At 53.1% G+C, this 13386-nt stretch carries 12 protein-coding genes and 1 pseudogene; 11 read left to right on the top strand and 2 right to left on the bottom strand.

Annotation, left to right across the window (positions count from 1 at the left end; translation table 11 throughout):
• Nucleotides 1-20: 20 nt before the first annotated feature.
• From Q1A40_RS06905 to Q1A40_RS06855, 11 genes and pseudogenes are all read left to right on the top strand, one after another.
• Nucleotides 21-323: a hypothetical protein gene (locus Q1A40_RS06905; protein WP_299998725.1), complete on the top strand. Its 303-nt coding sequence runs from the start codon at nt 21-23 to the stop codon at nt 321-323.
• Entirely contained in the window at nt 289-699 is a 411-nt protein-coding gene (locus tag Q1A40_RS06900) for a DUF2931 family protein (RefSeq protein WP_299998723.1), read from the top strand. Before Q1A40_RS06905 ends, Q1A40_RS06900 begins: the two co-directional genes overlap by 35 nt.
• Before the next feature lie 146 nt (nt 700-845).
• A complete protein-coding gene (locus Q1A40_RS06895; RefSeq protein ID WP_299998720.1) occupies nt 846-1112 on the top strand; it encodes a PAAR domain-containing protein in 267 nt (88 codons plus the stop codon).
• 84 nt (nt 1113-1196) lie between these two features.
• The gene (locus Q1A40_RS06890; RefSeq protein ID WP_299998718.1) at nt 1197-2270 is read left to right on the top strand and encodes a hypothetical protein; all 1074 of its coding nucleotides are present in this window, start codon (nt 1197-1199) and stop codon (nt 2268-2270) included.
• The gene (locus Q1A40_RS06885) at nt 2257-5673 is read left to right on the top strand and encodes an ImcF-related family protein (RefSeq protein ID WP_299998716.1); all 3417 of its coding nucleotides are present in this window, start codon (nt 2257-2259) and stop codon (nt 5671-5673) included. Before Q1A40_RS06890 ends, Q1A40_RS06885 begins: the two co-directional genes overlap by 14 nt.
• A pseudogene (locus Q1A40_RS06880) lies at nt 5673-6149 on the top strand (type VI secretion system domain-containing protein); the annotation flags it as partial. The gene Q1A40_RS06885 and the pseudogene Q1A40_RS06880, both read left to right, overlap by 1 nt.
• Before the next feature lie 100 nt (nt 6150-6249).
• Nucleotides 6250-8013, top strand: a complete 1764-nt coding sequence (tssF, locus tag Q1A40_RS06875; protein ID WP_299998714.1) for a type VI secretion system baseplate subunit TssF — start codon at nt 6250-6252, stop codon at nt 8011-8013.
• On the top strand, nt 7968-9071 hold the full coding sequence (tssG, locus tag Q1A40_RS06870) for a type VI secretion system baseplate subunit TssG (RefSeq protein ID WP_299998712.1): 1104 nt from the start codon (nt 7968-7970) through the stop codon (nt 9069-9071). Before tssF ends, tssG begins: the two co-directional genes overlap by 46 nt.
• Nucleotides 9052-9588 (top strand): type VI secretion system lipoprotein TssJ, encoded by a 537-nt coding sequence (gene tssJ / locus Q1A40_RS06865; protein WP_299998710.1) that lies wholly within the window; start codon nt 9052-9054, stop codon nt 9586-9588. Before tssG ends, tssJ begins: the two co-directional genes overlap by 20 nt.
• Nucleotides 9581-10033, top strand: coding sequence for a type VI secretion system baseplate subunit TssE (tssE, locus tag Q1A40_RS06860; protein WP_299998708.1), 453 nt, complete (start codon nt 9581-9583; stop codon nt 10031-10033). Before tssJ ends, tssE begins: the two co-directional genes overlap by 8 nt.
• Before the next feature lie 14 nt (nt 10034-10047).
• Nucleotides 10048-10350, top strand: coding sequence for a hypothetical protein (locus tag Q1A40_RS06855; protein WP_299998707.1), 303 nt, complete (start codon nt 10048-10050; stop codon nt 10348-10350).
• A 22-nt stretch (nt 10351-10372) separates the two neighbouring features.
• On the opposite strand, the gene Q1A40_RS06850 is transcribed toward Q1A40_RS06855, so the two are convergent.
• Nucleotides 10373-11254, bottom strand: coding sequence for a Kdo hydroxylase family protein (locus Q1A40_RS06850; protein WP_299998706.1), 882 nt, complete (start codon nt 11252-11254; stop codon nt 10373-10375).
• 702 nt (nt 11255-11956) lie between these two features.
• Nucleotides 11957-13375, bottom strand: a complete 1419-nt coding sequence (locus Q1A40_RS06845) for a PLP-dependent aminotransferase family protein (protein ID WP_299998705.1) — start codon at nt 13373-13375, stop codon at nt 11957-11959.
• Nucleotides 13376-13386 lie beyond the last annotated feature (11 nt).

Below are 13386 nucleotides of genomic sequence, written 5' to 3'. Positions count from 1 at the left end.
TAACGCGACAGGATGGCAATATGACCAGGGTTAAATTCATTTTTACTGCACTTCTGTTGGTGTCAGTGGCAGGGTGTACCGCAGAAAAATCTTCGTCTGCTGCTCCGGGCGAGAGCGAATTGGGCTATAAAAAACTGCCCTACGACGAATGGAAATTTCTCTTTATTTACCCCAAAGCGCTACCAGCACTTGCCACCCAGGCGCTGATGGTGGATGGGGCCGGTTATAAGACCACTTACCAGTATGTTGATAATACCGAGCCGAGTAAGGTCAGCGAGGGGCGCTGGAATGATCGCCTGGGGGGGGGTGCAAGCCTATTATAATAAAGGTAAAGCATTACCCTTGATGCTGCGGTTCTGCTGGGATTCGGTCATCGATAAAAAGAGTTATGAAACCTTGGTATTGTTTAAAAAAGGCACTTGGGAGCAGATGACCACACCCTATACAGACAGCCGCTGGGATGAAAACTACTACCGCTCAACCATGATTATTGGTCTGGCTCCTGAGGGTAAGGTTAGCGTCTGGCTGGGAGACCGCGGCAATCCGGTGGCCCCTCAGTCGGATGCCAAAATTACCACGGTATCGGGTGAAAAAATGGAGATGTGCAAGGGGGTGACTAATTTCCCTAATGGTTATGGATATACCAAGGAGACAAAAGCTTTTATCGAAGGTAAAACCTACCCTTACGGCGACTGGTGATATTCAGGATGGAATCAGCGTGGAGAGTTAGAGAGGAATAACAGTTTACTTTCTCTGAGTGCTGTATGTGTGAGAGAAAATAACTGGTTTTCTTTTGTTGGGCTATTTGTTTTTTATTTGTCGCAGCTGTTATTTATGAGGTTCTTATGTCTAAAGGATTTGTATTGCTTGGTGATAACACCACGCATGGCGGAGAAGTTATTTCCGCATCATCAACCATGATTGTCAATGGCAAAAAAGTGGCATTAATCGGCGATAAAATCAGTTGCCCGAAAGAGGGGCATGGAATTAACACTATTATTGAAGGATCTCCTGATTGGATTTCCGACGGAAAAGCCGTTGTGGTAGATGGATGTCGTTGTGAATGCGGTTGTCAGGTGATCTCCAGCGCACCGGATTGTGCCATAGGATAAGCCATGGGCTGGGAACGAAAGATACCAATAATTTCCAAACGTCCTGAGGAGCCGTCACTTGTTTTATGGTTAAGTGTGACCATAGTGGCGCTGATCGCGAGCGTTTTGTTGTTTGTGCTTCATGCAAACCAGCTACTGTGGTCATTTCAGACGTTCAGCATCTGGGTATTATCAGCCACACCGCTGGTTATCTGGTTCACCCTTATCTGTCTCCAGGGCTGGTTGTATAACCTGGCGTTTAATCGCTATAAATTTGAAACTGACGAAGCAGAATATGCTCAGCAACAGTGGTCTGCCTGGGCCGGGCGTTATCTGGCAGTGTTGCACAGCGTGGCATTCTTGCCCGGTTCATTAACAGCAGCACAGCTTATACAGCCACCACCAGGACTTGAGCGGTGTGGCCGACAAACGCGGCGTATACCCTGGGGTGAAGCTGAAGGGTTGACAATCTTGCTTGGCGACGTAAGCGACGCCTTGCTGCAGCTTCCGGCTGACTTACCTCTGAATATCACATATCTGACTGACTCTTCACGGGATATTTCATCGCTACAGGCTCTGTTTAATGACTGTTGGAAGGGACTGATCCCGGCAGAGCGTCCGGCTCCAAAACTCAATATTCTGCAATCCCATTCTCTTCTGATACTCGATGAGCGTCTCAAGTCACCTGAAATATCTGCTGAGTTGGTTCTGGTGCAGCAGCTGCTGGGTGGGGATAAATACAGTGATGCGCTTATTGTACTACTGTTGGTATCTGATGATGTCGCGACCAAATATCAGTTTAAACATGATGTCCGTCTGCTGCGCCCTATGGGCCTTGATACATCCCGATTATCAGAAGAACTGGCATTGTATTTTTCCACGCAGACCCAGGCGAACAGCGCGCAGTTTATCGCTGGAGATCAATTGCGCTGGGCAGATGACTTTTTTGAACTACTGAAGGCCAGTGAAACTTCCGGCGGATACTGGAAAGTAGAACAGGTGCAGTGGCTGGAAACCTTTTCCGGTATCAGCGGGCCCTTCTCCCCCTGGGTGATGGCCGCAGTGAGTAGTGACATAGTGCGTTTACAGCAGGATGACTGCCTGATGCTTTCTGCTGACGAAGAACAGCGTTTTATTACTACCGTGACAACAGGGAAGCTAAATAATGAAAACGGGTAGCTCAGTGTGGCGAGGGAGCTGGGGTGGATACGGTCTGACGGGTGTAATGGCCACAGCGATAGCCTGGGGCATCTGGCATTATGGGAACAGAATGGGTCTGAATACCCCTGTAATGAAATGCCTTGGTTTTGCCGGGATTATGTGCCTTCTGATGTTACTTCGACATGGGAAAATCATCGGGCTGGCAGTTCAGCAACGCTGGCACCGCTTCCAGGCAATATGCAAGGATGAATTACCGACTGATGAGTTTCGTGCCGCACAAACCCCACCCCGCAACGTCACCGTCGACACCATCCGCCTCGCCATGCGTAACCTCTATGGCCGTCGCTGGGGTCGTAAAGTCCGTATTCTGCTGATGACTGGCACCGTCTCTGAGGTGGAGAAACTGACTCCAGGTCTGACAGCCCAGCTCTGGCAGGAAGACCGCGGCACGCTGTTGCTGTGGGGCGGTGACCTCAATACGCCAGCAGACAGTGCCTGGTTGACCGCGCTGCACAAACTGCGTCGCCGGCCGGTCGATGGGCTGGTGTGGGTCACCTCGGCCTTTGACCAGCTCTCAGCGCCGGGGATGGAACAGCCGCTGCCGGTTCCGTCTGAAAGCACCATGGATTCCCTGTCTCATGCCATCAGCGCGCGTATGGAAACGCTTGGCTGGAAACTCCCATTGTATGTCTGGTCCCTGCATCCGCGCGCCGGTAAGCCGGAAGGGCGCATTACACAGGCGACTGGCTGTCTGTTACCTGCCAGGTGTCGAACCGAAGGTCTGGCAGAACAGCTCTCCGCCCTGACGCCGGATTTGACTTCACAGGGTCTGCAGCAGACCTGCGGTGAAGTGAAACATAACTTCCTGCTGACGCTGGCCGACCAGCTCATTCGTGAGCCGGAGAGCGTAACCGTGCCGCTGGCGGTAATGCTCAACCCGTACCGCCCACTGCCATTGGCTGGTGTGGTGTTCAGTCAGTCCTCTGCCGGTGCTGAACGTGCCGTGCCGCACCACTGGGGCATGGATAAACGCTGGGATGTTCTGCCTGAGTCTGTCCGGACGCTTCCTGCCGGACTGCGTCCGCGCAAACCGGGCATTCCCTGGCGTAAGGTGTTTGCGTCTGTCGTCGCCCTGGCGATGGTGATCTGGGCTGTATGGATGGGTATCGCGTATGTCACCAACCGAAGCCAGATTGATGGTGCGAATGCCCAGGCCGCACTTGCCGACCGACAGAATCAGCCGCCTGAACAGCGCCTGCACGCGCTGTCTGAACTGCAGAAAACGCTGGCCCAACTGCAGTACCGTTCAGAACACGGCGTGCCGTGGTACGAGAGAGCTGGGCTGAGCCAGAACAATGCCCTGCTGGCCGCACTCTGGCCACGTTATCAGGACAGCGCACTACCGCTGTTGCGGGATGCGGCCGCTGACCATTTGCAGACCCGGCTGAATGCCTTTAATGCCCTGCCACCGGGTAGCCCACTGCGCGAACAGAGAGCGAAAACGACCTATGACCAGCTCAAGCTCTACCTGATGCTGGCGCGTCCGGAGCATATGGATGCCGCCTGGTTCAGCTCAGCGTTGCTGCGCGACTGGCCGAAGCGCGATGGTATGAAGGACGGTATCTGGCAGGGCGTGGCTCCGTCGCTGCTGTCGTTTTATGGCGCACAGCTAGTCACACACCCTGAGTGGACACTGCGAGCTGATGAAAACATGGTCAGACAGGTGCGATCCCTGCTGGTACGCCTGATGGGGGTACGTAACAGCGAATCGACCCTGTACCAGAAAATGCTCTCTCAAGTGGCGCATCTGTATGCCGATATGCGCCTGGAAGACATGACCGGGGATACTGATGCGCCCCGCCTGTTCAGCACCACCGAAATTGTACCAGGCATGTTCACCCGCCAGGCCTGGGAGCAGGCGGTGCAGCCTGCCATCGAAAAGGTGGTGAAGGCGCGCCGGGATGAACTCGACTGGGTGCTCACTGACAGCAAAAGTCAGGTGAACAAACAGGACGAGACTTCGCCGGAAGCGCTGGAAAAGCGTCTGATGGAGCGTTACTTCGCCGATTTTGGTGGTGCCTGGCTGGAGTTCCTCAACAGCCTGCGCTGGAACCAGGCCGCGACACTGTCGGATTCCATTGACCAGTTGACCCTGATGGCCGACGTGCGCCAGTCACCACTGGTGGCGTTGATGAATACCCTGAATATGCAGGGGCGTACTGGACAGACTGGCAAAGCCATTTCGGATTCCCTGGTTAAATCAGCAAAGAATCTGCTCGGTGGTGACAACAATGATGCCATTGACCAGAGTGCCGGCGTTCACGGTCCGCTGGATGCAACCTTTGGTCCGGTGCTGGCGCTGATGGATAAAAGCAACACCGCTGCGCAGGTGCTGAGTCTGCAGTCCTATCTGACCCGTGTGACACAGGTGCGTCTGCGCCTGCAGCAGGTGACCAATGCTGCCGACCCGCAGGTGATGACCCAGACCATTGCCCAGACTGTATTCCAGGGCAAAGCGGTTGACCTGACCGAAACCCGGGACTACGGCAGCCTGATTGCCGCCGGTCTGGGGCAGGAGTGGAGCGGCTTTGGTCGGACGGTGTTTGTGAATCCAATGGAGCAGGCCTGGCAGCAGGTGCTGACCCCGGCGGCCGGCAGTCTCAATGCCCAGTGGCAGCAGGCGGTGGTGGCTGAGTGGAACAGTGCCTTTGGTGGCCGTTATCCGTTCAATAACTCCAGCAGTGATGTTTCCCTGCCGCTGCTGGCTAAATACCTCAATGCGGATTCCGGGCGTATCGCCCAGTTCCTGCAGACCCGCCTTAAAGGCGTGTTACACAAAGAAGGAAACCACTGGGTACCGGACAGCATCAATTCTCAGGGGTTGGTGTTTAACCCGGCCTTCCTCAAGGCCATCAACACCCTGAGTCATATATCGGATGTGGCCTTCACGGAAGGCAATGCCGGCATGAACTTCGAACTGCGCCCGGGTACTGCCGATGGCGTGATGCAGACCGACATGATCATCGACAGTCAGAAGCTGACCTACGTGAACCAGATGCCTTCATGGAAGCGTTTCACCTGGCCTGCAGATACGGAGGCCCCAGGAGCAAACCTGAGCTGGATTAGCACACAGGCGGGCACCCGTCAGTACGCCGATATGCCAGGTGCCTGGGGCTGGATACGCCTGCTTGATAAGGCCGCGGTCAAAGCTTATCCGGGTGTGGGCAGCAGCTACAGCCTGAGCTGGAAGGCCCAGGACGGCCGCACACTTAATTACACCCTGCGTACCGAAGCCGGCGAGGGTCCGCTGGCGCTGCTGAAATTGCGTAATTTCCGTCTGCCGGAAACCATCTTCAGCACCACCGGCATCGCGCCGTCACAGGTCGCCAGTGCGAACAGTGATGCAAAGGAGATCTACTGATGAGCACGCTCAATGCCTTACTCAGTGCCTGCCAGACAGAACAGGAACCATTACGTGTAGCAACCCGTGAGCATGTGGCGCAGTGGGACAGCTGGCTGCAGCCGCTGTCTGGTTTATCAGCGGTTGGTAGCGACGACGACTTCCAGCAGATGCGCGAGGAAGTCAATACATTCTCCGGCGCGGATACCGAACTCATCTGCCGCCTGCGCGAGTAGCCAAATGGCTGACGGTCAGCACATCATCTGATGAAGAGCCTGCGTCACGACATCCTGTGGGCCATCCCGGCCCCGGATGCACAGGGGCGTACCCAAATCGAACCGCCACGGACGGATCAGCGCGCGTTACTCAAACGTCTCTACCTGTAGCAGAACTGGGCAGAAATTCTGGAAACGGCCGATAGCACATTTTCCCGCGGAGCCAATCACCTGTGGCTGGATTTGCAGTGGTGCATCCACCAGGCGTTGACGAAATCAGGTTAGGACATCTTGGCTAACATTATTGCTGCCGATCTGAAAGGGTTGTTGCTCTCGCCCGCGCCGCCGTGCTTTGCAGTTAAATCCACAGGAACAGAAATAAATGGAAGATTTGACCCTGCGTTATTACGACGCGGAAATGCGTTACCTCCGTGAAGCCGCCAAAGAATTCGCCCAGACCCACCCGGATCGGGCAGCGATGTTGGATCTGGATAAGGCTGGTACCCCCGATCCCTATGTCGAACGCTTGTTTGAAGGCTTTGCTTTCTCGATGGGACGGCTGCGGGAGAAGATTGATGATGACCTGCCGGAACTGACCGAAGGGCTGGTCAGTATGCTTTGGCCGCATTATCTGCGTACCATTCCGTCACTCTCGGTGGTAGCGTTCACGCCTGCGCTTCAGGCCATTAAAATGGCTGAAGTGATGCCTGCGGGTCTGGAAGTGTACTCCCGACCAGTGGGACCAAAGAATACGGTCTGCCGATATCGCACAACCCGCGATGTGATGCTCAACCCGCTGAATATTTCAGGGGTAACCATGACCACGGAGCCTGACGGGCACTCGCTGCTGCGGATGCGTTTTGCCTGCAGCACCCAGGCGGACTGGTCTCATGCGGACCTCAGCCGCCTGGGCCTGTATCTTGGGGCTGACGCGCCCGTCAGCAGCCAACTGCATCTGATGCTGACCAAACGGCAGGCTGCCCTGTATATGCGTCTTCCCGGGCAGACCGACCGTATTCGCCTTGACGGGTACTTCTCACCGGGAGGATTTGCCGAAGAGGACAGGCTGTGGCCGAAGGGTGATACCGCCTTCAGTGGTTACCAACTGTTGCTGGAATACTTCACCTTCCGCGATAAGTTTATGTTCGTCCACCTCAACGGTCTGGACGGTATTACGCCGCCCGTCGGGGCGGAGTACTTCGAGATTGAAGTCGTGTTCAGCACGCCGTGGCCATCAGACCTACCGGTCACCGATGACGCGGTCCGTCTACATTGTGTGCCGGTGATTAACCTGTTTACGCTGGAAGCAGACCCGCTCACCATCACCGGGCTTGAAAGTGAGTACCTGCTGCGGCCGAAAAGGCTGCAGGACGGACACACCGAGATTTACGCCGTTGATTCGGTTACCGGTTCAAACCGCACCAGTGATGCCGAATACGTGCCGTTCAGCAGCTTCCGTCACAAAGGCGGGATGATGCGTCGTCACGCACCTCCCCGTTATTACCACACCCGCGTAAAACGCAGCGTGACCGGACTGTATGACACCTGGCTCATTCTGGGGGGGCATCAGTGGGAAGAAGACAGGCTTGTTGACCGTGAGGCCGTGTCGCTGCAAATCACCGGCACAAACGGCCAGCTGCCGCGCCGGGCACTGAAGAGCACGCTGCTTGACCGCTGTGAGCAAGTGGTCAGTACACCGCTTTCAGTACGCAACCTCTGCAAGCCTACGCTGCCGGTCTACCCGCCAGCGGAAGACCGTTTCCACTGGCGGGTACTGAGTCACCTGGGGTCCGGATTCCTGAACATGATGAGTACCGCCGAAGTGCTGCGCGGTACCCTGGCGCTCTATAACTGGCAGGAAGATGAACTGCACACCCGCCGTCTGGAGGCGATTCAGCAGGTGGAACACCACCGCCTTCAACGTTTTGAGCAGGGCTACCTGCTACGAGGGCTGGATATCGAGGTGACCCTCGACAGTAACGGCTTCACCGGCGAGGGCGATATTCACCTGTTCGGTGAAATGCTCAACCGGTTCTTTGCGCTGTATGCCGATATGAACCAGTTTAACCAGCTCACCCTCATTGTTCAGCCAGAAGGAAAATGTATCCGGTGGAAAGAGAATCACAGTCCGCGCCTGCCCGGCTGATAGCGCAGCTGGGTGACCGGCTGCCGTACATTAACTTTTACCATTTTTGCCAGCTACTGGAGCAGAGCCAGCCGGATAAACCGGTCACTGGCAGTACCTGGCAGGTACGTCATGAACCGGTACGGTTTCGGCCACACCCGGGGATGGGCTTTCCGGCCTCTGAAATCAAAGGAATTGAGCAGCCTGAGCATTCGCATCTGCCGCCGACGGTGCGCATCACCTTTATGGGACTCTACGGCGTGGAGTCCCCGCTGCCGATGCATTATATCGATGATATTACCCAGCAGCGGGAAGGGTATGAGGCCACCGCGGATTTCCTCGATATCTTCAACCACCGGCTGATAGCCCAGTACTACCGTATCTGGCGTAAATACTCTTACCCGGCGAGCTTTGAATCTGGCGGCAAGGACAACATCTCGCAGTATCTGCTGGGCCTGGCAGGCCTTGGTATTGAGGGCTGCACGGACAGCATCGCGGCTCCGGCTTCACGCTTCCTCGCGCTGCTGCCGGTGATGTTGTTGCCGGGCCGCACTGCGGAAGGCATGGCCTCGCTGGTGCGTCTGCTGGCACCCGGCACGCAGGCGAAAATCTGGCACCACGACAAACGCCGTGTGCCGCTGAAGAAGTCCCTGACCATGAGCGTCAGCCAGCCCGTCACCCTGACAAACCGACCGGTGATGGGCAACTTTGCCATCGACGTGAACAGCCAGGTGCTGATGCGCCTGACAACCTCTGATCCGGCTGAAGTTCAGGGCTGGTTACCGGGTGGGGAGCTTCACACGGATCTGATGGCGCTGCTGCATGTGTATCTTGGGGCACGGCTCGATGTCCGCCTGCAGCTGTGTGTTGACCGTAGCCTGCTACCGGACGCGGTAATGAGCAGTAAACCCAACGCTGGGGTGGTTCAGCTGGGCCGCACTGCCGTGATGCGACCGCTGAATGCGGCTAATACCACCTCACATCCAAAAACAGTCACCATTAATCTGGGCCGCTATGAGCGCGTACAGGAAAATATTCACCGTAGGGAGACCGATGAAGATGGCGATTACCGCTGGTAAATTTTCTCTGGCTGCGCTGGCCGCCGGTATCACATTGATGCTGGCGGGCTGCGGGCTGGCTCAAAAAGTGACAGACGGCACTGTTGCTGTGACCAAATCTATTTTTTATAAGCAGATAAAGACCCTGCATCTGGATATTCGGGCTCGTGAGGCCGTGAACAGCAATGCAGGCGGCGTGGCACTGTCGACGGTAGTGCGTATTTACCAGCTCAAAGACCGGAAAACATTCGACACGACGGACTACCCGTCACTGTTCAAGGCGGATAGTCAGGCCATTAAAGCAGACCTGGTGGCTGAGAAAGATATCCGCCTGCAACCGGGCGGGGCAGTGATGGTGGATATGCCGATGGATGAAAATGCGAAGTATGTCGCAGTGGCTGGCATGTTTATGTCGCCGGACCAAGTGAACAACACCTGGCGGGTAGTGCTGAGCCGTGATGACCTCGATCCGGATAAAGCCCGGGTGATTGAGGCCGGTAACAACCACCTGACCCTGAAGGCGCTGAAAGATGAGTGAGTCATCCCGCCCTTCATTGTATGAAACACTTTATGGCAACTTCATCGGCGGCCTCGACTTGTATCAAGTCAGCGAGCAGAACCAAGTCATTTTGTCAGTGCTTGATAATATGCAGCGTATACTCAATTGCCGTGCCGGTACGCTGGCGCATCTGCCGGACTACGGCCTGCCGGATATGACCAAAATTCTCCAGGGCATGCCGGGTGCCGCCCATGAACTGATGGGTACCCTGTCGGCTGTTCTGCTCAAATATGAGCCGCGTCTGAAAAAAATTACTGTCGTCCTGCTGGAGCAGAACGTCCCCGGCGAGTTGCGTTATGCTATTGATGCTGAGCTGAAGGGCATTGGCCTCGTACGCTATGGCACCGAGTTTATGCCCGAGGGGAGAGTGATGCTGAGGCATATGAAACAACAGCAATATATCGATACTGCAATCCGTCTGTAAGGCCAGAGAGCATCATGTCAGTAAAATCACAGCTTCTCGATAAATTGCATACCAGACAGTCTGCTTCGGCTTCATCTGTCAGTAAGAGTAAGACCGATATTGCAGAGTTTCGCTTGCGAATGACGCAACTTCAGGAGCCGATGGACGCGTGGTTGGTGGGTACCAGACTGAATATGGAGACGGTCGGTACATCCGTTACGGACCAGCTGGTTGAGGGGGGTACTTTTGAGATTGACGCCCTTGTTTTTCGTATTGACGACCGGCCTGTAAAAGTTGTGCCGACGTTCTTTTTCGTCCAGGGCTGTAAATTTTATTGAGAGATGTTTTACCTGCTAAAAACTAAATTAACCTCTTATTCGTCAGTGACTCCAGTATGCTAAGAGGAGACTGTTGCGGATTATGCATTTTATTCACCGGTAATAAAAAGGTCTGTTCCAGCATAAACTGTCCCGCCATTGCCGCATGCGGCGTCTGATCAGAAAAACAAATCCAGCTACTGCCTTGCGGGAATTCAATGGCAATCTGGGGCCCATTTTTCTGGTAATCAGCATCGGCTTTCATCGCATCATGCATCTGTAGCATCAGGTGATCGTAGTGGCTGCGATAGCTTTTGGTAATACCGACGGTATTTTGCAGCCAGCTACTAAGGACGGAATAGTTTTTCAGGCGCGGTAAAAAACGCTGTGCGAGAGCGGGGAAAGATTCACCTACACGCCAGCTACGATTTTCACCATGAGGATTAATATTGGTAAAAATACGCAGAATACGTTCGCCATAGTTGGGACGGGAAGGAAACGCATCGACATGCAGACGACTATCATCTTTGCGCCATGAGGTATTTTTAGTCCAGGCTTTCACGGGATGCAGACGCAGACTATTGGTAGGGGTATGCAATGCAGTCTGATATTCTGGCAAGATACCTGCGATCAGCTGGCAGCATGAATGATAATGTCTTTTCAGTAATTCACGAATAGCGGGTTGCTGTGTGCTATTTACGACACCAGTCAGTCTGTCCTGTAGAGGCTGATAACTGATATTCTTACGTTTAGGATCTACCCACACAGGATCAAGCAACTGCTTTTCTTGCTCGCTCAGTGAAAATGCCAGCTGGGGTAAGAAAATAACTTTGCCCTGCTCCAAGTCTTTTACGACTGAGTGTTGCTTACCAGCATCCCATTCAGAGCGAGAGAGTGAAGTGACTGCATGATTAAAAGACGTCATTATTTCCGGCATAACTGAACCCTTGCCAACAACCGTGCATTAATGATGAAAACGAAATCGTTACAATTATAGTCATTTAATAAAACAAAAATTAAACAAAACCTAAACACGAGGCAAACAAGAAAGAAACGACACTGAAAAGGCACAACATCCTAAAATGATGCCGGTACGAACGGGATAAATCCATTCCATCGACAGTTGGAATAAAAACGTCCGATCGGTCTAATACACAATGACATGAATGAATAAATTCTGCGCCATCAAATAAAATGGTGGTATCGCGGTTTTTTATGGCTTCTTCGTTAATATGTATTCCTGATGATTATTAACGACAATGTTTCTTATGAAAAATATAGCGCGAGCAAGATGGTTTATTTATTAGAACATTCAAAGTGATTTGACAAGATGATTTAACTGCATGTTTTTACTATTCTCTTTGCCATAAGTTTAGTTGAAGTGATGCTATTTAGGTTGGGTAAGATATAAAGGCTTATATATTTTTCACACTGTGCGTTACCTGAATATGGCTATTTATACCCGTCATACTTCAAGTTGCTTGGGTGTTACCTGCGTCCAGCCCGCCGAATCACAGAGTTTATCTATGCTCATCGACGGGCTGAACTGGGAGCCTACAAGCAACTCGAATTATTTTGGGTATATACTGCCGGGCAGAGAGATTTCCCGGCAGTATAAATAAAGTTTTTAGCAGTTCTCCATAGCGAAATTCAGCGCCTCACCCAGTATTTTTAGTGCGCCTTCGGTTTCTGTATTAAAAGGCAGAGCATAATTGAGTCGCAGACAATTGCGATACTTTCCTGAAGCGGAAAACAGTGAACCGACAGCAATATAGATGTTCTGGCGGCATAAGGCTTGATTCAGTCTTACGGCATCGACATTTTCTGGTAACTCGATCCACATTAAAAAGCTTCCCTGTGGACGGCTGACGCAAATACCACCAGGAAAATAGTGGCGCACCCAGCAGGTAAAGATATCCAGGTTGCGTTTGTAGTGCTGGCGCATTCGTCTTATATGTCGATGATAGTGACCGGACTGAATAAAATTAGCCACCAGTTGCTGAGTCACTGTGGTCGTACTGCCGGTACCAATATATTTCATATGCAAGGCTATATCCCAGTAGCGACCAGGAATAATCCAGCCAATTCGTAGCCCCGGAGAGAGCGTTTTTGAAAATGAGCTGCATAGCAGAACGCGCCCGTCGACATCCATTGATTTGATTGTCACCGGGCGGGGATAGTCATAGGCCAGTTCGCCATAGACATCATCTTCTATAATTGCAATATCAAAGCGTTGTGCCAGCTGGAGAATTGCTTTTTTACGCTCAACCGGCATGGTAAATCCTAACGGATTATTGCAGTTTGGTACCAGGAAAACGGCTTTGATTGGCCATTGCTCCAGTGCCAGCTCAAGTGCTTCTATACTAATCCCGGTTACAGAATCGGTAGGAATTTCGATAACTTTAATACCAAAGCCACGCAGCATCTGCATGGTGCCGTGAAACGAAGGCGATTCAACCGCAACAATATCGCCCGGTTTGCATACTGCGCGAATCGCAATCGAGAGTGCTTCTACACAACCATTGGTCACCACGATATCGTCCGGCGTGACCAGACACTCGCTGTCCAGCATCAGGCGGGCAATTTGTTCCCGTAAGGCTGGTAAGCCATAAATACTGTCGTAGCTAAGCAAGGTATTTGACTGACACTGGGCAAGCCTAGTCATCTCACGCCACATTGGTTTTATGGTCGATTGTGTCAGGTCGGGTATCCCGCTGCCGAAAGAGATCATGTTCTGGTTACTACGGGAGTTAATTAACTCCAGAACAGCATCCCACTGGGTAATTTCTATCGGCCGCTGGGCTGGGCGGGTTAGTGGCGGTACAGGATGAATAGCTTTACGCGGCGCGACAAAATAACCAGAGCGGGGTTGTGGGGTGATCAGCTGTTGGTCTTCCAGAATATGGTAGGCCTGTTGAACCGTGCTGATACTGACTCCGTGTTCTTGACTCAGAGTACGTACTGAAGGCAGGCGTTCACCGCTCTGGTATAAGCCTTGCTCAATGCGTTCAGTTAGCAAGGTGGCGAGATATTGGTAACGAGTCAAGCTGTATCCTT

It is taken from the genome of uncultured Cedecea sp., from assembly GCF_947498825.1.
Taxonomy (GTDB): domain Bacteria; phylum Pseudomonadota; class Gammaproteobacteria; order Enterobacterales; family Enterobacteriaceae; genus JGM124.
This window is presented reverse-complemented; position numbering and strand designations above follow the sequence as displayed.

Coding starts and splice junctions, on each gene's coding strand:
- Q1A40_RS06905 (WP_299998725.1), top strand. CDS start 21: ATGACCAGGGTTAAATTCATTTTTACTGCACTTCTGTTGGTGTCAGTG.
- Q1A40_RS06900 (WP_299998723.1), top strand. CDS start 289: ATGATCGCCTGGGGGGGGGTGCAAGCCTATTATAATAAAGGTAAAGCA.
- Q1A40_RS06895 (WP_299998720.1), top strand. CDS start 846: ATGTCTAAAGGATTTGTATTGCTTGGTGATAACACCACGCATGGCGGA.
- Q1A40_RS06885 (WP_299998716.1), top strand. CDS start 2,257: ATGAAAACGGGTAGCTCAGTGTGGCGAGGGAGCTGGGGTGGATACGGT.
- tssF (WP_299998714.1), top strand. CDS start 6,250: ATGGAAGATTTGACCCTGCGTTATTACGACGCGGAAATGCGTTACCTC.
- tssG (WP_299998712.1), top strand. CDS start 7,968: ATGTATCCGGTGGAAAGAGAATCACAGTCCGCGCCTGCCCGGCTGATA.
- tssJ (WP_299998710.1), top strand. CDS start 9,052: ATGGCGATTACCGCTGGTAAATTTTCTCTGGCTGCGCTGGCCGCCGGT.
- tssE (WP_299998708.1), top strand. CDS start 9,581: ATGAGTGAGTCATCCCGCCCTTCATTGTATGAAACACTTTATGGCAAC.
- Q1A40_RS06855 (WP_299998707.1), top strand. CDS start 10,048: ATGTCAGTAAAATCACAGCTTCTCGATAAATTGCATACCAGACAGTCT.
- Q1A40_RS06850 (WP_299998706.1), bottom strand. CDS start 11,254: ATGACGTCTTTTAATCATGCAGTCACTTCACTCTCTCGCTCTGAATGG.